General features: G+C 60.6%; 6 protein-coding genes. 4 read left to right on the plus strand and 2 right to left on the minus strand.

Annotated features, from left to right (window positions below; genetic code table 11):
- Positions 1 to 174: 174 nt before the first annotated feature.
- The 3 genes from ACZ5C3_RS07575 (at position 175) to ACZ5C3_RS07585 (ending at position 3,634) form a co-directional block, all read left to right on the plus strand.
- A complete protein-coding gene (locus ACZ5C3_RS07575; RefSeq protein ID WP_464036548.1) occupies positions 175 to 1,935 on the plus strand; it encodes a type I secretion system permease/ATPase in 1,761 nt (586 codons plus the stop codon).
- Positions 1,932 to 3,251 (plus strand): HlyD family type I secretion periplasmic adaptor subunit, encoded by a 1,320-nt coding sequence (locus tag ACZ5C3_RS07580; RefSeq protein WP_464036550.1) that lies wholly within the window; start codon positions 1,932 to 1,934, stop codon positions 3,249 to 3,251. Before ACZ5C3_RS07575 ends, ACZ5C3_RS07580 begins: the two co-directional genes overlap by 4 nt.
- 131 nt (positions 3,252 to 3,382) lie before the next feature.
- Positions 3,383 to 3,634 carry a hypothetical protein gene (locus ACZ5C3_RS07585; protein ID WP_464036552.1) on the plus strand — a complete coding sequence of 84 codons (252 nt, stop codon included), beginning with the start codon at positions 3,383 to 3,385 and terminating at the stop codon, positions 3,632 to 3,634.
- Positions 3,635 to 3,890: 256 nt separating this feature from the next.
- Here the strand turns inward: ACZ5C3_RS07585 and ACZ5C3_RS07590 are convergent, their stop codons facing one another.
- The gene (locus ACZ5C3_RS07590; RefSeq protein WP_464036554.1) at positions 3,891 to 4,274 is read right to left on the minus strand and encodes a hypothetical protein; all 384 of its coding nucleotides are present in this window, start codon (positions 4,272 to 4,274) and stop codon (positions 3,891 to 3,893) included.
- Positions 4,275 to 4,525: 251 nt separating this feature from the next.
- Here ACZ5C3_RS07590 and ACZ5C3_RS07595 point away from each other — a divergent pair, with 251 nt between their 5' ends.
- Positions 4,526 to 21,862, plus strand: coding sequence for a T1SS-143 repeat domain-containing protein (locus ACZ5C3_RS07595; protein WP_464044620.1), 17,337 nt, complete (start codon positions 4,526 to 4,528; stop codon positions 21,860 to 21,862).
- 132 nt (positions 21,863 to 21,994) lie between these two features.
- Here ACZ5C3_RS07595 and ACZ5C3_RS07600 read toward each other — a convergent pair whose 3' ends face one another.
- Positions 21,995 to 22,456 (minus strand): hypothetical protein, encoded by a 462-nt coding sequence (locus ACZ5C3_RS07600; protein ID WP_464036558.1) that lies wholly within the window; start codon positions 22,454 to 22,456, stop codon positions 21,995 to 21,997.
- Between the last annotated feature and the right edge of the window lie 105 nt (positions 22,457 to 22,561).

Genomic DNA, 22,561 nt, shown 5'->3' on the forward strand with positions numbered 1-22,561 from the left:
GGCGTCGAAAGACGCCTCATTTTTCCTTGTCAGAGGACTGTTACAATTCTGATCTATGTCACTCGATAGAGAAGCATGAGTTTTCATGTTGCGTTTATTGGTGTTGCCCGGTGTGTTGCGTAAGCAGCGTCGCCAGGCCTTTTTGTGTTTGGCCACGCCATGGTTTATCGAAATATGTCTGATGCGCCTGCGCGTGGCTCTTCGGCTCCTTCCGCAAAAACGGAACTAGGGCGGGCTCTGTCCGCATGCCGCAGTGCGTTCGTTACATTCGGTTTGTTCAGCGCGGTTCTCAATATCCTCGCGCTGACGGGCTCGCTGTTCATGCTCGAAGTGTACGACCGCGTGATCCCGAGCCGGAGCGTGCCGACCCTTGTGGGCCTTCTGTCGCTCGTGGTCGTGCTCTACCTTTTTCAGGGTCTGCTTGATGCGATCCGCGGACGGCTCTTGAGCCGGATCGCAATGCGCCTCGATGCGATGTTGACCGAGCGGGTCTATCGGCTGGTGGTGCGATTGCCGTTGCAAGCGCCGTCCGGTGGCGAAGGCATTCAGCCCGTCCGTGATCTCGATACGATCCGCAGCTATCTCTCGGGCCGCGGACCGACAGCCCTGTTCGATATCCCGTGGCTGCCGTTCTATCTTGCCATCTGTTTCGCATTCCACGTCTGGATTGGCGTGACGGTTCTCGTTGGTGCGATCATCCTGGTCGCGTTGACCCTGGTCACCGACATGTATTCCAAGAACGCCGTGCGGGAAGCCACGGAAGCCGGTGCCCAGCGCTCGCGTCTTGCGGAGCTGAGCCGCCGGAATGCCGAGGTGATCACGGCGCTTGGCATGACGGATCGCCTGCATCAACGCTGGCAGTCCATGAATCGCAGCTATGTGGTGAAGCAGTTGAAGGCGAGCGACGTCACGGATGGCCTCGGCTCGATGAGTAAAATCTTCCGTATGCTGCTGCAGTCCGTTGTGCTGGCGGTTGGCGCCTATCTCGTCATCAACCAGCAGGCGACGGCCGGTATCATCATTGCGTCATCCATTCTTTCGGCGCGCGCGCTTGCGCCGGTCGATCTTGCGATTTCCCAGTGGAAGGCTCTCGTCGCTGCGCGTCAGGCGCGGCTGCGCTTGGAAAAGCTGTTCAACACGCTGCCGGTCACTCCCGAGCCGACGCCGCTTCCGGCTCCTTCGAGCATGGTCTCTGTCGAAGGTGTGACAGTCACGCCACCGCAGTCGACGCGGGCGATCGTCCAGGACATCACGTTCATGCTGAAAAGCGGTAGCGGTCTTGGAATCATCGGTCCAAGTGCATCGGGCAAGTCGTCCTTGATCCGTGCTCTCATCGGCGTGTGGCCGACGGCACGCGGCAGCGTACGGCTCGATGCCGCCGCGCTTGATCAGTGGTCACCGGAGAGCCGCGGGCGTTACATCGGCTTCTTGCCGCAGAGTGTCGAACTGATTGAAGGCACAGTCGGAGAGAACATCGCGCGTTTCGATCCGCACGCAGATCCCGCGACTGTTGTCAGCGCCGCAAAGGCTGCGGGCGTTCACGAACTGATCGTGCGCCTGCCCCAAGGGTACGACACGCCTGTGGGCGAGCAGGGACGCAATCTATCGGGTGGCCAGCAGCAGCGCATCGCGCTTGCGCGTGCGCTTTACGGTGACCCCTTCCTTCTCGTGCTCGACGAACCGAATTCAAACCTCGATTCCGAAGGCGATGAAGCTTTGACGCAAGCCATCCTCGGCGTTCGTGCGCGCGGCGGTATCGTCATCGTTGTTGCGCATCGTCCGAGTGCGTTGGGTGGTGTGGATTACGTGCTGGCGCTGAACAATGGCCGCCAGCAAGGCTTTGGTCCGAAGGATGAGGTGTTGTCGCAGATCCTGCGGCGCGATGCTTCCCCGATGCCGGGTAAGGTCGTCGCGGTTGCGGGAGGACAGCGATGAGTTCCACAGCAATTGCGGCTGAATTCGACCCGGTCCGGTCGATCCGCTCACATACGCTCATCGGTGCCGTCGGCCTGCTGCTGGTCGTTGGTGGTTTCGGTGGCTGGGCTGCGACCACGGATATATCCGGCGCGCTGATCGCGCCGGGCTCGATCGTCGTCGATTCCAGCGTCAAGAAAGTCCAGCATCCGACCGGCGGTGTCGTCGGTGCGCTCAATGTCCGCAACGGCGACTATGTCCATGCCGGCGACATTCTGGTGCGTCTCGATGAAACGACGCTGCGCGCCAACCTCAGCATTGTCGTGAACGGACTGAACGAACTGTACGCGCGCGCGGCGCGGCTCGAAAGCGAGCGCGACGGCCTCGATCAGGTTCATAAGGCACCTGAATTTGAAGGCCGGGAATCCGATCCTTACGTCATGAAGGTCGTGGAAGGAGAGCGGCGGCTGTTCGAGATGCGTCGCACGGCGCGAACCGGCCAGAAGGAGCAGCTTCAGGAACGCATCGTTCAGCTGAACGAGGAAGTGAAAGGGCTCGAAGCGCAGCAGGCGTCCAAGGGCCAGGAAATTGATCTCATTCAACGTGAACTCGCTGGCGTATCCGAGCTGTGGGATAAGAAATTGATCCAGCTCACGCGTTTGACGTCGCTGGAGCGTGAGGCGGCCCGGCTCGGCGGCGAGCGCGCCCAATTGATCGCGTCGATCGCGCAGTCGCGCGGCAAGGTGGCTGAAATCAACCTGCAGATCCTGAATATCGACCAGACTCTCGCCAGCGATGTCGCGAAAGAGCTGCGCGAGGTCGATGGCAAGGTTGGTGAGTTCAGCGAACGCAAGGTTGCGGCCGAAGACCAGCTGAAGCGGATCGATATCCGGGCGCCTCAGGACGGGACGGTGCACGAACTCACGGTTCACACCGTCGGTGGCGTGGTTGGTCCCGGCGAGCAGATGATGCTCATTGTGCCGTCGCATGACCTTCTTGCCGTCGAAGCCAAGGTCGCACCGCAAGATATCGATCAGCTGGTCTTGGGGCAGGCGGCGTCGCTGCGTTTCTCGGCCTTCAATGCTCGGACCACGCCGCAGATCGACGGAATCGTCAATCGGGTTTCTGCCGACACCACCACCGACCAAAGAACAGGGCAATCCTACTACACGGTCCGTATCGGCATCCCGCCGTCGGAGATCGAACGCCTTGGCGAGGTGAAGATCGTTCCCGGCATGGTCGTGGAGTCGTTCATCAAGACCAGCGATAGGACGGTGCTGTCCTATCTTATCAAACCGCTCGCCGATCAGATCTCGCGCGCGTTCAGGGAGAGGTGAGGCTGCCGCGCGCGGCGTCACTAAGGTGGCCGTGTCAGGAGGCGAGGTGCATCATAGCGCTTGCCGGGCCGCCTGGTGTTTGGCACGCTCCTGGTGTGATGGTTCATTGATCAATCGATTTTGAGGCAGGAATGACCAAACCGATTTTCAAGACCCTTTCGGCGCTTGCGTTTGTTGCAGCTGTTGCCGGCTCTACCGATGCGATGGCTTTCGGTGAAGAGCCGTACTGGCCGGGCATCGGCCGTGAACCGGCAATTGAATCGGGCTGCTGGCGCTGGAATTGGCAGCAGCATAGCTGGTACGAGCACTGCCCGGTCTATGTTCAGCCAAAGGCCTACATGTATCCGCGCTCGTCACGGGTGGTGTTGCGTACCCGCGGATAAGCCGCCTTCGCATCTTCCCGATGAGTCGCCGGGGTAGCCCTACGGCCCATAGCCGATTCGCGCGGCACAGGGCGCCGGCGCGACAAGCTGCGGGCGAGGGAATTCTCAACCAGCGCAAACCTTAAGAGGTGACTCTCAACGAGCGCAAATCTTGAGAGGGGAGACCCGAGAGCGAAATCGGATAGTTGGGGATGAGTCAGAATGAGGCGCCGGCTAGCGCGTCATTTGCATGTCTCGATAACGCCGGATCGGTCGCTCAGGACCGCTGGACGGCGCAGGCCACCGAGCTGTTATTGCCGAAATTGACCGAGGCATTTTCACGCCAGCCGTCGATCCAGAAGCCCTTGCCGGCATAGCGATAACCGACGCCCATGGGCACTAGCCGCACATAGATGGACCGGCGCGGCCCGGTGTGGACTGACGCAGTCACCAACTCGCCCGCCACGCTCACCGCGATTGGGCAAATTGGGTATTCACGGCCATTTTCGCAGGTCAGGACGATGTCGGAGCAGCTTCTCGCGCTGGCTCCCGGGGACATCATCAACCCCATGTCGGCGGCCCCGGCCGTTAGCGTGCTTACCGCGAGCATTGTCGCCGAAACAGCGGAAGCCCTGAAAACATTCAAAAATCTGGCGCGCATGCTGTCCCCGAAAAACTAAAAAATTAATTTCATTAACCAAGCAAGAGTCGGCAGCGGCGTCAATGCCCGCGGGAACTCCGGATCAAAGGAATGACCACCGTGGCGATTTAACCACAGTGAAAAGACATCCTTCATTCACCATGCCGGTTCCTTGACCTGCAACCTCCAGTAAGGGAAAGATCATTCTTAAGAAGCCGTTAACGACCCCGTTCGGGGTTTATTCTTTTTGAATTTTTATTTGAGGCATTGGCATGAACGGACCTTTTCAGGTTGCTCAAGCGAACGTTGCAACTCAGACCTCGGGCAGACCTCCAGCACGGATCGTCAAAGTTACGAAGCCCTTCGGCGACCAGTCAGTGGTCGTGCCGCTGAGCTACGACGGAAGCGTCAAAGCCGATCTCTCATCTATCGCCGGCGAGAACATCACGCTGGTGCATATCGGCGAGAAGCTGATCATCCTGTTCGACAACAAGTCGACGGTCACGCTCGAGCCCTTCTTCGATTCAAACGGCACACCGCTGAGCGGAGTTACGGTTGAGGTTTCGCCGGGCCGCGATCTCACCGGTACCGAATTCGCCGCGCTCTTCCCCGTCACTGAAGACCGTTCAATCCTGCCGGCGGCAGGTGATGGCAACGGCCCGGGCGCGCAGGCGTCGGGTGCGAACTTCACCAGCGTCGGCGTCGATCCGCTCGCTGCGCCCAATCCACTTGATCTGCTCGGCCAGGAAGATCTCCCGAACTTCAACATCAACACGGTTCTCCGACAGAACGATTTCATCAATGGCATTCCGTCCGCCTTGCGGAATGACGTTGTTGCGCTCGACGAAGATGAAATCCCCGGCGTGTTCGGTAACCCAGGCGGACCGGGCGATATCAACGCTCCGTCTACTTTCAGCGGTACGCTGGGTCACGATTTCGGCCTGGATGGTGCTGGCAGCATCAGCTTCGCTGCAATGAATGGCGTGCAGCAGGTGATCAACGGTATTACCGTGACCTTCACCTGGAATGACGCGACTCACACGCTGACCGCGAATGACGGCAGCGGCGATGTGTTCAAGGTTGTCATCACCAATCCGGCTGACGGCGACTATACCGTCACGCTGCTAAGCCCGTTGCACCACCACACGGACGCGTTGGCCGACAACACGGAAGCCAGCGACACTTTCAACCTCACCTATACGGTGACGGATTCGAACAACACCACGGCGACCGGAACGCTCACTCTCGCAATCAATGACGATACGCCGGAGGCGCATGACAGCAAGCCGACCGACACAACCGTCGTCATCGGCGAAGGTGAGGGACGGGAAGGAAACGGAGAAGTCGTCACGCAGTTCGCGACCATCGACGACGAAGGTCAGCTGCACGGTAATTTGGGCGGCAATGGCGATGACGCGGGCGCGGCGACCTCCGTATCCGGCAAGCTTGACATCGCACCGGGCGCTGACGGTCTGAAGGCCGTTTCGTTCACAGGCCTCGACGGCCAACCGCACGTCACGGTGACCGCTGACGACAAGTCGAATCCGGCGCTGCAGGTGATCTTCGTCGATCCGCAGACAGGGATCGCTGGCACGCCGGAGAACGTGACGCTCGTTTGGCACCCCGACGGCAATGGTGGCGGCACGCTGATCGGCATTAGCGCTCATTTCTCGGAAAACAATCCGGCGTTCACGCTGACCGTCGATTCCCAGGGCAACTATACGTTCGATGTCCATGCGCCGTTCGCGCAGCCGCTGACCAACGACGGCTCCGAAGGCAGCACGCAGATCGGATGGGAAGACAACATCCACGTCCAGTTCACCTACACCGCGACCGACGGTGACGGCGACAAGTCGTCCGCCACGCTGACGTTCAACATCGATGACGACACTCCGACAGTTGTCGTCAACACTGTTCAGCAGGGCGGCGATGAACAGGGGGCCCACCCGCTGCTCGTGTCGCTCGATGAATCGATCGGCGGCGACCGCGGCTCTCTGCAATCGCCGACTGACGGCGCCAGCGACGACACAGGCAACACACATCCAGATCCGACCGGCCACAATCCGATCGGCCAGATGTCGACCGCTGCCGGTGAAGGCGAGAGCCTTGGTGGCCTGCAGTCGTTGTTCAGTGTCGAGACGCACGCGGGCGCGGACGGCGAGAAGTCGATCACCTATTCCTATGCGCTCAATCTGACTGGCGAAGGTGCAGCGAGCGGCGGCATCGCGACCACACTCAAGGTCACGGATCCAACCCATAAATATGGGGACGATACGGTCTACCTCGTGAAGGTGAGCGACACCGAGATCGTCGGTTATGTCGGCAACCATCTGGATGCCAATGGCCATAACGACGGCGCGATCGCGATCCGTATCACGTTGACGGACGCGAGCGACCTCTCCGGCGGTCAGCTTGTGGTTCAGCAGTACATGCCGATCGACCAAGGTGCCGCCGATCGTGACGCGAACGACCCCAGCGGCGACAATAACAACTTTGATTCCCAGCAATTGCTCCAATTGGTTGGCGGTGACGCTAGCCTTGGCGTGACGCTGACGACCACCATCACCGATGGTGACGGTGACAAGGCGACCGACTCTGCGACGGTTGTGCTTGCCAACAACGATACCGGCAGCATCGGCTTCCAGGACGATGGTCCGGCGCCGCTGGCGATTTCGGCTGCAAACGGCGCGGCCAATGGCCTGTTCTTCGACGGCTTCGCGCCGAACAACGACCAGTGGGGCACCGGCAGCGGCGTCAACACCACCGGCACCGCAGGCGCATGGCATATCACTGCGTCAGATCACGACGGCGCGTCGAACGTGCAGCTTGAGCGCGTGGGCGACGGCTACCGCGGCGCGGACAGCCCGACCGACAGCGTCATGGTCGACATGGAAGCGACCCCGGGCAATCTGAAGCTCACGCAGGCCATCGGCGGTCTCAGCGAAGGTGAAGTTTATCACCTGACATTCGAAATCGGTGCAGCGGCTGACGCTGCAGACGGCAGCGCGAAGCTTGCGGTGTTCTGGAACGGCGTCCAGGTCGGCGAGTACACGCCGCATTCGGGCGTAATGCAGACCATCGCGATCGATGTCACCGCAGGCAGCGGCGACAACCAGCTGACCTTCGAGGAAATCGGCACCGCCGGCGACAACACCGGCACCTTCCTCGCCAACGTCAAGCTGGGCGGCGTCGTCATCATCGATGAAACCCACGGTATCGACCCAGGCAGCGATGATGTTGCGGCCTCCCAGGTCAGTGCGCTGTTTGACTCTGTCCAAGGTTTGAAGGGTTCCGATCCCGATATGGGTGGTGAGCCGCAATATGCGCAAGGCAAGCATCCGGTCATCGTGCTTGGCACGCCGGATTACGGCACCGACGGTGCCGCCGCCACGAATCCGATTCAAGTTGGGCTCACCGTTTCGTCCGCAGGCGTGGATTCCGGCCTGACCACGACCGCCGGACAGCACATCTACCTGTTCGAGGAGAACGGCCTGATCGTTGGTCGCTACGATGCGGATGGCGATGCCGGCCATACGCCGGAAACGGCGGCTTTTGCGTTGAGCATCGATCAGAACGGCAACCTGTCGATCGTGCAGTACGTCTCGTTGCATCAGCCGGACACCAATAGCAACGATGAAGGCGTCTCCCTGAAATCGGGCACGGTGCTTGCCACCGTTACGGTGACGGATGGCGACGGCGACCACACCACCAGCAGCGCGGATATTTCGGGCAGCGTTCTCTTCGAGGACGACGGTCCCTCGGTCAATCCTGCTCAGAACAGCTCACTGCGCGACTGGACGCTGGACGAAGACGTGCTGCCGACCGGCAACGACGCGTACGACAATCCGGCCGACACCAACGATTACACCGTGCTCAGTGACAAGCCGCTCGGCGTCAATTGGGGCGCCGACGGCGCGAAGGTGCTGACCATCACGGCAACGGATGCTGAGCATCCGACCATCGTTGTCACCGACAAGAATGGCACCCCGGTTGAGGGAGGTCTGACTTCGGGCGGCGTCGCGCTGAGCTATGAGATCACGACCAATCCGGACGGTGGTCAGACGCTGATCGCGTACAAGGGTGATCCGTCGCACGTCATCTTCACGCTGACGCTTGACCCGGATGCAGATCCATCGGGCGCCTTCTCGTTCGAACTGAAGGGACCGCTCGATCACCCGACTGGCGATGGCCAGAACACGCTCAACCTGAATTTCGGTTTCACTGCGACGGACGGCGACGGCGACACCACGTCGTCATCGGTCACGATCCGCGTCACCGACGACGTTCCGGTGGTGACCTCTAACGGCCAGCGCGACTGGACCGTTGATGAAGACGTGTTGGCCCATGGCAATGACCAGTACGACAATCCGACCGACACCAATGACTACACGGTGCTCAGCAACAAGGACCTTGGCGTCAGCTGGGGCTCGGACGGCGCCAAGGCGCTGACCTTTGCGCAAACGGATTCGACGCATCCGACCATCACCGTCACCGATCAGAACGGAACACCGGTTACGCATGCTCTGACATCGGGCGGCGTCGCGCTCACCTATGAGATCACGACGAATCCGGACGGCGGCCAGACCCTGATCGCGTATAAGGGTGACCCATCACACGTGATCTTCACGCTGACGCTCGATCCGGATGCTGGCACCTCGGGCACGTTCTCGTTTGAACTGAAGGGACCGCTCGACCATCCGAATGGTGGCGGCGAAAATACACTCAACCTGAACTTCGGCTTCACCGCGACCGATGGCGATGGCGACACTGCGTCGTCCTCGATCACGATCCGTGTCACCGATGATATTCCTGTCGTTACGGGCGAAGTCATCAGCCGCACCGTCGCTGAAAACGACATCGACACCGCATGGTCGCACGGCACCAGCCCGAACGACGGTAGTGCCGATGGATCGACGACGGAAAACTCCACTGGCGCGGCGATTGTAACCGGCTCGCTCGCAGGGCTGGTCTCTGGCGGCTCCGATCTGCCTGGCACGTTCGGATTCACCAATAACGCCAAGGACATTCTCACCAGCCTGCACCTGTTCTCGAAGCAGACTGCAACGGGCGACGGTCAGAACGGCAAGGAACTGATTTATCAGACTTCAAACGGTCCTGCCGGCTCGCACGAGATTATCATCACCGGCTATGAGCCCAATCCGCAGGGCAATCCGGTTTTCTCACTGACGCTGAACACAGAGACCGGCGCTTACGAGTTCCGTCTCTACGATGAACTCATTCATATGCCGGGTGATGGCGACGACCTGCGCTCGGGCCAGCCTGACGGCAATGGCGTTCAGCACAGCATCCCGGACGTCGATCTCGGATCGATCATCACCTACACCGACAAGGACGGCGATACCGTCAATCTGGGCGGCAAGTTCACGGTGACGATCGCCGACGACAAGCCGCAGGCTCATATCGACCTGACCGGTTACTCCGTTGTAGTCGACGAAAGCGGTGGCAACAACGCGGACAACACCTCGGCAAACAGCGTCCGGAGTCTGTTTGCAGCGCTCGAATCCACCAAGGTGAACGGGAAGTACATTGTCGGAGAAGATCCGGATGTGTTCGGCGGCAATAACACGGACAACAACGGCAGCACGCCAGGCAGGGGCGCGATCGCCTACGCACACAGCGACGGCGCCGTGGTCAGCGACCATTCAACGATCGGTGCGGATGCTCCGGCCTATCCGCATCAGTATGCGTTGAGCATTGTTGGCGGTGCGGATTCCGGCCTCCAAGTGACCGATGGCAGCCATATCCTTCTGTCGATGAACGGCGGCTTGATCATCGGCACGGTCCAGGGCGGCCAGTTCGACGGCAAGGTGGCTTTCGCCATCGCGATCGGCTCCGATGGTGAGGTGAGCGTCGCGCAGTATCTGTCGATCCGGCACGATGACCGCGGCGACTCGAACGAGTCCAACGACAACGGCTCGCATAACTCAGATGCGCAGCCTTACGAGAGCTCAAATCCGATTCAGCAGTCGCTCGACGGCAAGATCGCCGTGACGCTGACGGTGACGGATTCCGATGGCGATCAGTCGACGGACACCGTCAATATCGGCAAGCAGATCACGTTCCTCGATGATGGCCCGAGCGTCGGGTCCAACAAGACCGTGGCGCTTGAAGATGACGATCTTCCAGGCGGCAACGAGGGTGGTCCGGGTGACGACAGCGCGCCACAAAACGATCACGGCACCTTGTCGCATGACTATGGCGCGGATGGTGCCGGCAGCACGAAGCTGACCGGTGTCGATCTGCCGTCCGGCATGGGCTTCTCGGAGTCCGTCTCCAGCGATGGACTGACGATCACGATCAAGCAGAACGGCATCGACGTTCTGAAGATCGAGCTCACCGACGCGACCCATGGCGAATACAAGGTCACGCAGCTTCACGCCATCGACCATCCGAGCCTCGATGGGAAGCCTGGCGACAACACCGAGAATAACGTCGAATTCACGGTCAAGTATGGCGTCACCGACGGCGATGGCGACACCGCCAATGGCAGCCTGACGATCAATGTCGATGACGACATGCCGGAGCCGAACTTCGTGCTGAAGTCGGGCACGCTCGTCACCATCGACGAGACGCCGGGCCTGCAGAACGACGACACCAACAATTCGTTCCCGGTCACCGTCAGCAACCATGGCACGCCGGGCGAAGGCTCGACTTTCGTAACCACCGTGGCGCAGAGCCACGGCGCGATTGTCTCCGTCACCCCGAACTACGGCGCTGATGGCCCCGCAGCCAACGGCGGCACGGTGTTCACCATCGACGTTTCCAGCAACGGTGCGTTCAGCGGCCTTTACACCACTGATGGCTCGCACGCGATCAAGCTGTTCGAGGTCAGCCCGAACCTGATCGTCGGTCGTTACGACACCCACGATGGCAACGTCTCGTCCAGCGATCCGGCGGCATTCGCGATCTACATCGACCCGACCACCGGTGTGATGTCGGTCGAGCAGTATGTCCCGATCAAGCATGATGATCGTGGCGACTTCGACGAGAGCAACGACAACGGTTCCAACAACAACGACGCTTCGCCGAACGACAATCCGAATCCGGTTCAGCAGTCGATCATCGACGGCGCCGTGAAGGTCACGGTCACCGTGACGGATGGCGATGGTGACTCCGTCGACCAGACCTACAACATCGGCAATAAGATCACGTTCGAAGACGATGGTCCGTCGATCATGATCACCGCGTCTGACAATAACAGCGTTCAGCTTACGACGCATGACGCCGACACCGTCGGCAACGCAAGCGATCAAGCGGTCTCGACGGCGAACTTCGGCGGCGTGTTCACCACCACGACGTCCTACGGTGCCGACGGCGCCGGCAGCACCAACCTGACCTACAAGCTGGCGATTACGGCGAATGGGGGGAATGGCGCTGACTCGCATCTCGATAGCCAAGGCAAGTCGATTTATCTCTACAGCGACGGTCACGGCGGCATCGTCGGCTCGACTTCGCAGAACGGAAATATCAGCGACAGCAACACGATCTTCAAGCTGACAGTCGACAACAATGGCGTCGTCACGTTGACGCAGTACGCCCAGATCGACCATCCGATCAGCCAGGATCCGTCCGCCAGTGGCACGCCGTTCGACGATCAGTACGCGGTGCTGGGCAACAATTTGATTTCGCTCACACGCGATGGATCGATCACCGACGGTGACGGTGACACCGCAAAGTCCAGCGCGACCATCGATCTCGGCGGCAATATCCGCTTCGCCGATGATGGTCCGACGGCTTCGGCAGAAACGCGAACCGTCGCGGAACACGCGTCGATCACCGGCACGCTGCATTTCGACGGCGGTGGGGATGGCGCGACCGTTACGCACATCGGTGGTGTCAAACTGGACTTCGGCAGCAATGGCTACTCGCAGTCCATCGACATCGGACCCGGAATCATCAAGGTGAAGGCGGACGGGTCGTATATCTTCACTGCAGACAATTCCGTGGACAACACCAACGGCGCAGTGGTCGCTCACACGACGTTTACTGTGACCGATCGCGACGGCGATACATCGACGGCGAACATCGATATTTCCGTAACCGATGCGAACGTCCCGACGGGCGGTACAGCCCATGCCGCGGTAGATGACGATGGTCTGACCGGCGGCAACCCGAACAGCACCGACGGTGATCTCAACGCCAATACCAACGATAAGCCCACTGACGTCAGCGAAGCCACCTTCACCGGCAAGCTCGCGGGCAGCATGGGCGGCGATGGTCCCGGCGCGTTCAGCTTCGAAAACCTCTCAAGTGCCCATATCGGCCAGGAGAACGTAAAGTTCACCTGGGTAAATAACGTTCTGACGGCGACGGTGTCCGGCGGTGAGCGCGATGGCTTGGCACTGTTCACGGTGGATGTGAATCCCACCACCGGCGACTATCAGGTGACGTTACTGCACAATATTCTGCATTCGGGGGGCAATGACGCTGAAAACGGCGACATCCTCGTGCAGTTGTCCTACACGATCACCGACAGCGATGGTTCGCACGCCACGGGCACTCTGGAAATCACGTTCGACGATGATGCGCCGACGGCGGCGTCGGCGAGCGCGGTGACGGTCGATGAGGATGGCCTGAAGGTTTCGAACGGCGATTCCGTGACCGGCAACAACGATGCCCAGCCGGGTGACGTCACTGTGCCGAACAATGATCATCAGGATGGCACCGGCGACGGCAATGAAGCCACGGCGACCGGCAAGCTCAACATCAACTGGGGCGCGGACCGCGACGACGCCAATGACAGCTACAGCGACGCAACTGGATTCACCCAGGATGGCGTCGGCCGCAGCCTGACCTTCACAAACACCACGGTCGGCATCACCGGCGGGACGCTCACCTCGCATGGCGACGCGATTACGTTCAATTGGTCGCAAGATCACACCAAGCTGATAGGCACGGCGACGCATGGCGGTGTAACGCGCACCGTCATCGAGGTGACGCTGTCTGACGATGGCACCGGCGCGTTCCATGTCGCCCTCCACGACGCGCTCGACCACACGGCGGGCGGCAACGAGAATGACATCTCGCTGACCTTCAACTACACCGCGACCGATTCCGATGGCGATCAGGCCACAGGCACCTTCACGGTCAACGTCAATGACGATGTGCCGGTGTTGACCGATACGAACAAGATCACTTCGTCCGTGAACGAAGCCGATATGTTTGTCGTGAAGACCGTGGAGACTCACAACCTCAATTTCAGCACGACCGGATTGAGCGCAGCGCATCTGACTGCCAGTGGCGGAACGGGTGCTGTGGCTGTCAACGGCGTCCTGCAGGGCCCGGACGCGCCTGTGGGTGCAAAGACGCTGGTTTTGACTGCAGATACCGGCACGACCTTCGCCCTGAACAGCATCGCTCTGGGCCTTTTTGGGAGTGTCGGTCCTTCGGGCATTGTGCTTAAGGGGTATGACGCGAACGGAAACCTTGTCGCCACGGTAACGTTCAACGCTGACCACGTCGGCTCTGTGGGGGCGGCGGTTACGAGCGTCTTCGATGGCTCAGCGGATCCGATATTCCATGACGCTCAGATTTCGAAGCTCGAAATTATCCCGCCCGCAGGGTTCTCCGGCCGGGTGGTGGTCGACAATCTGAACGTGACGGAAACCGTCACGACCGTGACCAGCGAACCGCACATGGTGGAGACGAGCGTCGATCTGACGTCGCTGGTGTCCGTCGGCGCGGATTCGCCCGGCACGTGGTCGGTTTCGCCGTTTGCCTCGCAGCAGCTCCATTTCACCCAAGGCGCGAACGTCGCTCCGCCGACTTACAACGGCACGCCGATCACGCTGTCCTCGTCGGACGGTCACACGATCACCGGCATGGCGGGCAACGAGAAGATCTTCACGCTGACCATCACAAGCGATGGCCACGCCACGTTCGATCTGTTCAAGCCGATCGACGGCGGCACGCTGCGTTCGATCGACTTCTCGCAGTTCGTCACGGTGACGGATTCCGACGGAGATCATCTGACGCTGCAGAACGGCGATTTCGTCATCAACGTCCAGTCTACCGATCATCAGCCCACGATTTCGGCCTCGTCGATTTCCGTCAGCGAAGCCGGTTTGCCGGCCCATGACGGCATGCCTGCCGGCAGCGGCGAGATCGCCGACGGCAACGCGACCAACGACAGTGATGGTAGCGAACGGCATCAGGGAACGATTACAATCGCGCAGGGTGATACGCCGACGGTCGTGACGATCAACGGAACGACCGTGGCTATCGGTTCTGCTGGTATCGACATCGCCGGCGTCTATGGCACGCTGCACATCGACAGCGTCACAGCGACATCGATCAACTACACCTACACGCTGACGAAGAATGCGTCGGACGACGCCGCGCATGATGACTTCGCCATCAAGGTAACGGATTCCGACGGCGAGCAAGCGACCAAGACGCTCTCCATCAACATCACCGACGATACGCCGACGGCGCATGATGACAGCGCCAATCAGGCGAACGAGAACGCGCCTGTGATGGTGAACGTGTTCGCTAACGACGTGCAGGGCGCCGATGGCGTGGACCTCGCGACGAAGGTGAGCTTGGTGGCAGGGTCGCTGACGGGTGGCCACGGACAAGTGGTCTACAACGGTGACGGCACCTTTACCTATACGCCGGCAGCGGGCGAAGAAGGCACGGTCACGTTCAAGTACCAGATCGTCGATGGCGACGGTGATCCGTCCGTCGCGACGGTGACGATCAATCTCCTGCCAGACTCGGTGCCGACCATCAGCGTTGCGGCGGGTTCGGACACCAGCGTCAACGAGGCGGGGCTGCCGGCTCGCGGCAATGAGCCTGCGGGTTCGGGCGAGTTCGCAGCCAGCGGCGGTACGGGCAACGGCGATAAGAGCGAGACGGCAACCGGCTCGCTTGCGATCACGACGGGTCACGATACGATCGGTCATCTCTCCATAACCGACATTCACGGCACGCAGATTGACGTGACCAGCGGCGGGACGGTGGAGGGCGCTTATGGCACCCTGACGATTACCGGCACGCCTGCGACGGGCTACACCTACTCCTACACCCTCGCGGACAACGCGGTTGGCAATGCCACCCATGAAGACTTCGCGATCAAGGTCGAGGATTCGGACGGCTCGCCGGCGTCGACGACACTAAGCGTCGGCATCGTGAACGACGTCCCGGTCGCGCATGATGACAGCGCCAATCAGGCAAACGAGAACGCGCCTGTGACGGTGAACGTGTTCGCCAACGACGTGCAGGGCGCTGATGGCGTGAACCTCGCGACGAAGGTGAGCCTGGTAGCTGGAACGCTGTCGGGCCACGGAGATCTAGTCTACAACAGTGACGGTACCTTTACCTACACGCCGGCTGCAGGCGAGGAAGGGACGGTCACGTTCAAGTACCAGATCGTCGATGGCGACGGCGATTCGTCCGTAGCGAATGTTACGATCGAGTTGCAGCACGACTCTGTGCCGACCATCGCGATTGCCGATGGTTCGGACACCAGCGTCAACGAGGCGGGTCTGCCGGCGCGCGGCAACGAGCCTGCGGGTTCGGGCGAGTTCGCCGCCAGCGGCGGCACAGGCAACGGCGATAAGAGCGAGACGGCGACCGGCTCGCTGGCGATCACGACGGGGCACGACACGATCGGTCATCTCTACGTGACCGACATTCATGGCACGCAGCGTGACGTCACCAATGGCGGGACGGTGGAGGGCGCTTATGGCACCCTGACGATCACCGGCACGCCTGCGACGGGCTACAGCTACTCCTACACTCTCGCGGACAACACGGTTGGCGATGCCACCCATGAAGACTTCGCGATCAAGGTTGAGGATTCGGATGGCTCGCCTGCGTCGACCACGCTGAGCATCGGCATCGTGGACGATGTGTCGGTCGCGCACGATGACACCAACAGCATGGGTACGGCGGCATCCGGCGCCGAAGTTGCGGGCAATGTGATCGCCGGCACCATCGCCAGCGGTTCGGGCACGGGCGGCCCCGATGTGCAGGGCGCGGATGGCGCACATGTCGGCGGGCTTTCCTACAACGGTGCCTCGGTGGCCGAAAGCGGCGGCAGTTTCACGGTCGCAGGCGCGCACGGCACGCTGGTGCTGCATGAGGATGGAAGCTACACCTACACCCGCACGTCCGGAGCGGCCGGCACCGATACGTTTACCTACACGCTGACCGATGGTGACAATGACGTCAGCAATCCGGCGACGCTGACGATCACGCTGGCCGATACCGGCGGGCTCATCGTCGGCTCCAACCAGGCCGACACTTCGGCTGCTCCTCACAATGACACGAGCTACGACCACTTTGTGCCGAATGGTCCGGCCGGCACGGACGGTGCGCTGATCGGCGGCGCCGGCAACGACATCATCGCTGGTGATCCGGGTGCGACGCCGACCGTCGGCAAGGGCGCCAGCGCCAACTTCGTCCTGGTCCTGGACACGACCCAGAGCCTGACGTCGTCGCAGATGGCCGCGATGCAGAATGCGGTTGCTGCGCTGCTCAGCAGCCTGTCGACATCGGGCGCCGACAATGTGCGTGTGAGTCTCTTTGCCTTCGGCGGCGGCTACAAGGAGCTTGGCACGTTCGATATCGTGAAGAACGGCACTGTTGATCCGACCATCTTGCAGCAGGCACTCGACGTCGCGCACGACAAGAACGGTCAGGGTCTGCATATCGGTGCGGATCCGGGTAGCGGGACCAATTACTCCAGCGGTCTTGATGCCGCGCTCGACTACATCAATCCCGGCACTAACAGCAACGATCCCGTGTCCCACGCCCCGCTGACCGGTGCGTCGGTGAACAAGGTGATCTTCGTCTCCGATGGCGAACCGACAACGGATGCGACCCAGTCGCAGATCAATGCGATCGGCACTGCCGGCTACACGATCGAGGCGGTGGGTCTGGGGGTTAGTGGCAACCAGAGCGCTATCAATGCGCTCAATAACATTGACAGCCAGCATCAGTACACCAATGTCCAGAACCCCAGCGACCTGACGAGCGTTATCGGCAGCCTCGCCGGCAGCGGCACTGTACAGTCCGTGGCGGGCGGCGATGTCATCAACGGGGGAACGGGGAACGACATCATCTATGGCGATGTCATGAACACTGACGCGCTGGCCATCGCCAAGGGTCTTGCAACCACCTATCCGGCCGGATCGGGCTGGGCGGTGTTCGCGGCGCTTGAAAGCGGCAACTCCGGTTGGACCCGTGCCGACACGCTCGCATACATCAAGGACCATGCGGCGGATCTGGCCAAGGAAAGCGGCCGCAGCGGCGGCGATGACCAGATCACCGCTGGCATGGGTAACGACGTCATCTACGCCCAGGAAGGTAACGACAAGATCTACTACACGGTCGGTGATGGCAACGACATCGTCGACGGCGGTTCGGGCTCGGATGAGTTGCACATCGCCACGAGCAGTGCTCCCGTTACGATCACGATCGGTGCAGCGACTGGCGGCACCGACATCATCTCAACCGACGGTGTTGCCCATACTGACATCGTGGCAACCATCGTCAGCGGTGGAAACACCTCCACCATTCGTATGGACAGCATCGAGGACATCTATATCGACCTCGGCTCCGGTGGTGGAACGGTCAAGTATGTCGGCTCGCTCGCCGGAACGGCGCTCGATACCTCGACCGTTCATGTCACGGGTGGCGCTTCGGCCGACACTCTCGATTTGACTGCCCGCTCCGATGGCGACAACCACCACGTCGAGTTCGACGGCGGCGCCAGCACAGATACCGCGAAGCTTGATTTCAAGGTGAGTGAGATCACCGCGATCCACAGCACCGGTAACAACGAAGTCGAGATCACGCATAACGGGATCACCGACACCTTCACCAATGTCGAGAACTTCGTGTTCGAGGGTGAGTCGTCGGGCTCGGTGACCAAGACGTTGTCGGAGGTGCAAGCTATCGACCTCACGCCGCCGGCGGCACCGACCATCACCAGTGTCGTCGACAACTATCCGTCGGGCAGCGTGACCATCGCGACTGGCGGTCTGACCAACGATGCGACGCCGACGATTTCGGGCACCGCCGAAATCGGTTCAACCGTGACGATCTACGATGGTGGCACGGCAATCGGCACGGCGTTGGCCGATGGCACCACCGGTGCATGGACCTTCACGCCGGCTTCGCTCAATGACGGCAGCCATACGTTTACTGCCAAGGCCACCGACGCCGCCAACAACACAGGCGTCGCGTCGAGCGGCTACGCGGTGATCATCGATACCGAAGCACCTGCGGCGCCGACCATTTCGGTGTCCGACAATGCTTCGCCGGTCATAGGTACGGTGACGACTGGCTCCACCAACGACACGACGCCGACGGTGACCGTCAGCGCCGTATCCGGCTCCACTGTCATTCTCTATGACAATGGAACGCAGGTCGCGACCGGTACGGCGACAGGCGGAACGTTCACGTATACGCCCGCGCTATTGGACGGCTCGACGCACAGCTACACGGCGACGGCAACGGATGCAGCGGGCAATGTGAGCACAATCTCGTCGCCGTATTCGCTGACCATCGATACGACGGCTCCGGTGGTTTCCAACCTGGTCGTGAGCGAAACCGGCATCAGCTTCGATGTGTCGGAGACGGTAACGGTGGCAGGTCCTGCCGGTTTGGCCACCTCTTCGAACGGCACTCACCTCACGCTGACGCCGACGGCGCAGTCCTCGGCCCAATCGGGCACGGTGACCATCACCGATGCTGCCGGAAATGCGACCAACGTGATCGGCGTCTATGTCGGGACGGACGGCACCAACGGTACCTCAGGCAATCCGATACAGGCTCCGCTCTCCAGCGGTTCCAACGTCATGTACGGTTTCGGTGGAAACGACTTCCTGACCGGCGGCAGTGGCGTGGACCACATCTTCGGCGGTGTCGGCAACGACACCATCGATGGAAATGGCGGTGCGGATGTGCTCTCGGGCGGCGCGGGCACCGATAACTTCCAACTCGCCAATAACGACTGGGTGGCCGGTGAGACGATCGATGGCGGAGCTGACAGCGACACCATCACGCTCACCAACCAAACGACAGTCAACTTCATCACGGGTACGATCAGCAACGTCGAAACGCTGATCGGCAGCTCGTCGAGCGATACGGTGACCATGTCGGCGCAGCAGTTCGCCGGCTTCTCCACCATCAACCTCGGCGGCGGCAGCAACGACTCGCTGACCGTGAACGTGAGCGGGACCGCGGATATTTCCGCGCTCGGAACGCCCACGATTACGAGCGTTGAGACGGTGAAGGCCACCGGTTCCGCCGGTGACGACAGCTTGACCCTTAATGCCCAGCAGTTCGCGGCATTGAAGTCCATCGATCTCGTTAGCGGGACCGATACACTGACGATCGCAGTAGCCGGAACGGCGGATATCTCCGCTGTTACCACAACGGTCAGCCATGTCGACACCTTCAAGGTGATGGGCTCGGCTGCGGACGACACGCTGACGCTGACCGGCGACCAGATGGCCGACCTGACATCGGTCAACCTTGACGGTGGCAGCAACGATACGCTGAAGCTCACCAGCAGCTTCACCGATACGAGCGACGCTCAGCTCCAGAACGTTGAAAACGTGACGCTGACAGCCGCTGCTACGCTGAATCTGTCGCATCAGTCCGAGGACCTGATCATCACGGGCTCGTCGGGCAACGACATCATCACAGGTGGGTCGGGCGACGACACGATCACCGGCGGCGGCGGTAAGGACACGCTCAGCGGTGGCGACGGCAACGACACGTTCAATCTCGCCAACAACGATTTTGCGAATAATGCGTCGATTGCCGGCGGCAATGGCACCGACACGATCGTCCTTACCAATGCGACGGTGGTTAATTTCACGGCTGGTACGCTCAGCGGTGTGGAAGCACTGACGGGCAGCGCCGGCGGTGATACGGTCACGGTGAGTGGCTCACTGTCTGGCTTCAGCTCGATCAATCTGGGCGACGGCACCGATACGCTGAAGCTCACCGGCAGCTTCACTGACAGCAGTGATAACCAGCTCGCAAATATTGAGAACGTGACGCTGACAGGAGGCACCACGCTGAATCTGTCGCATCAATCCGAGAACCTGATCATCACGGGCTCGTCGGGTGACGACACAATCACTGGCGGCTCGGGCAACGATACGATCACCGGTAGTTCGGGTAACGACACCCTGATTGGTGGGGCCGGTAACGATACGCTCATTGGCGGTGCTGGCGCTGATACGCTCACCGGTGGTGCGGGTAGCGATACCTTCGTGATTGCTGCAGGCGATTCTACGCCGGTTACGGCAGCCGCGGCTACCGGCAGTAACAAGAACGAACATGGGACTGTGTCTGGCTACGATGTCATCACTGATTGGGGAAGCGGGAGTACGGCGGATAAGCTCGACTTCAGTGTCGCGCCGGTTCTGGCAACCACGGGCAATGTAAATGGCGTCAATTCGTCATTGACGATTGGCGGCAGCACGGTGGACTCGCATTCCGTCAGTGCCACCACCGGCATGGCAACCTTCTTTGATGGCGATGGCGATTCACTTTCGGTGACTTCGGCCTCGAATGTTGCCGCGGTCGTCCAGTATCTGATGAAAACGGATATAGGCGCTGCCGGTGCGACGCTTGCGTTCGTTGCCAATGGGGATACTTACATCTACCAGCAGACGACGACCAATGCTGGTGGCACCTTGGTTGAATTGGACGGCGTCACAATTACAAACGTGAAGACACTGATCGGAGCGGCTGTCGATCCGATCGTTCTCGATCTAGACCACAACGGCTTTGGATTCACGTCCCAGGCCAACGGTGTTCAGTTCGACATCAACCACGACGGCAGTCACGATCAGGTGGCCTGGACCAAGGGGCAGGACGGTCTGCTCGCGCTTGACGTCAATGGCAACGGTAAGATCGACAACGGTAGCGAGTTGTTCACGCCGAACTTCGCGGGTGGACATTTCGCGGATGGTCTTGCCGCGCTGGCCAGCCTCGATAGCAACCACGACGGTGTGATCGACAGCAAGGATCAGGCGTTTGCTGAACTGTCGGTTTGGCAGGATACGAACCACGACGGCGTGACCGACGCAGGCGAACTTCATTCGCTGGCAAGCCTTGGCATTATGAGCGTCAATCTCGATGCCACGCCGGGAGCGGGCGCCATCGACGGTCAGTCGGTGGCTGCCAACGGCACGTTCACTTACGCCGATGGTTCCAAGGGCTCGTTCGTCGAAGTCGATTTCGATGCCTCGCTCGGAGGATCGGGCGATCAGGGCGGCCATACCCTGTCCGGTACCAATGGTGTGGCGGATACCTTCGCCCTGCCGGCCACAGTCGCGGGTCATGCCGACACGATCGTCAACTTCAACAGTGCGGATGGTGACAAGCTCGATCTCTCTGCGCTGCTGGATCAGGTGTTCAAGTCATCGTCGGATGTCGACAAGTTCGTGCACCTCGAACAATCTGGCGGCAATGTCGTCGTTCAGGTCGATGCGACGGGGCAGGGCAATTTCGCTGGCGGGTCGCATGACGTGGCCGTCCTTGCGGGTGGCGTCAGCCACGGAGATATTATCAATGCGACATTCGCAGGCACGGAGCACCAGCTTCACCTGACGACCTGATCGCAACCGCCATAAGATCAAAAGCCCGCCGGATCGTTTCCGGCGGGCTTTTTCTTTAAAGCGTCGTAAAATTTCTAGTCGCTGCGTCTCGAACGTCGCGGGCGAATATTCTTGATCATCTGTCAGGGCGGATCAGATTTCCCGCCACGGAGGTTCGCTGATCAGGATTGTGATGCGCTGCGTTTCGGCGCGTACCCCCGGATATCTCACTTCGATTGTCATGACGTCGACGCCCGTGAAGCCGGGCTTCGAACGATAGAATGCAACGCGTCCGGGGACTTCCAACGGAGCGCAGTGCTTGTAATTTGTTCCGCTGATCCGTCCCCGTTTAACGGTGACCGTGCCATGGGTGGGCTTTGAAATAACGCGGATAGCGGGCAGCGGTCCCGACGTGCAATCCGGCTCGATGTTAATGTAAACTCCGATGCGGATGTCCTTCCCGGGCTGGCCCTTCGCCATGCGTTCCACGACGTCCTGAGCGACAGCGTTTGTGCTGATCCCTGCAAGAAACAGCCAGACCGCCAGGCAATGCGCGGCAAGTTTGATCAATTCACGTCGTGGCCGTGCGAAAACACGAACCGTGTCAGTTGGCATTGCACGGCCTCCCTTATGACTTTGATCAATAACTTCAAAAATCGCGCAGCTTCTAAAAATTGCACCAAAGCATAGCATGGTGCGGTATGGCTGACATGGCCAGAG

The sequence above is a fragment of the Afipia dichlorophenoxyacetatis genome, assembly GCF_055386385.1.

Coding starts and splice junctions, on each gene's coding strand:
- ACZ5C3_RS07590 (WP_464036554.1), bottom strand. CDS start 4,274: ATGCGCGCCAGATTTTTGAATGTTTTCAGGGCTTCCGCTGTTTCGGCG.
- ACZ5C3_RS07580 (WP_464036550.1), top strand. CDS start 1,932: ATGAGTTCCACAGCAATTGCGGCTGAATTCGACCCGGTCCGGTCGATC.
- ACZ5C3_RS07600 (WP_464036558.1), bottom strand. CDS start 22,456: ATGCCAACTGACACGGTTCGTGTTTTCGCACGGCCACGACGTGAATTG.
- ACZ5C3_RS07595 (WP_464044620.1), top strand. CDS start 4,526: ATGAACGGACCTTTTCAGGTTGCTCAAGCGAACGTTGCAACTCAGACC.
- ACZ5C3_RS07575 (WP_464036548.1), top strand. CDS start 175: ATGTCTGATGCGCCTGCGCGTGGCTCTTCGGCTCCTTCCGCAAAAACG.
- ACZ5C3_RS07585 (WP_464036552.1), top strand. CDS start 3,383: ATGACCAAACCGATTTTCAAGACCCTTTCGGCGCTTGCGTTTGTTGCA.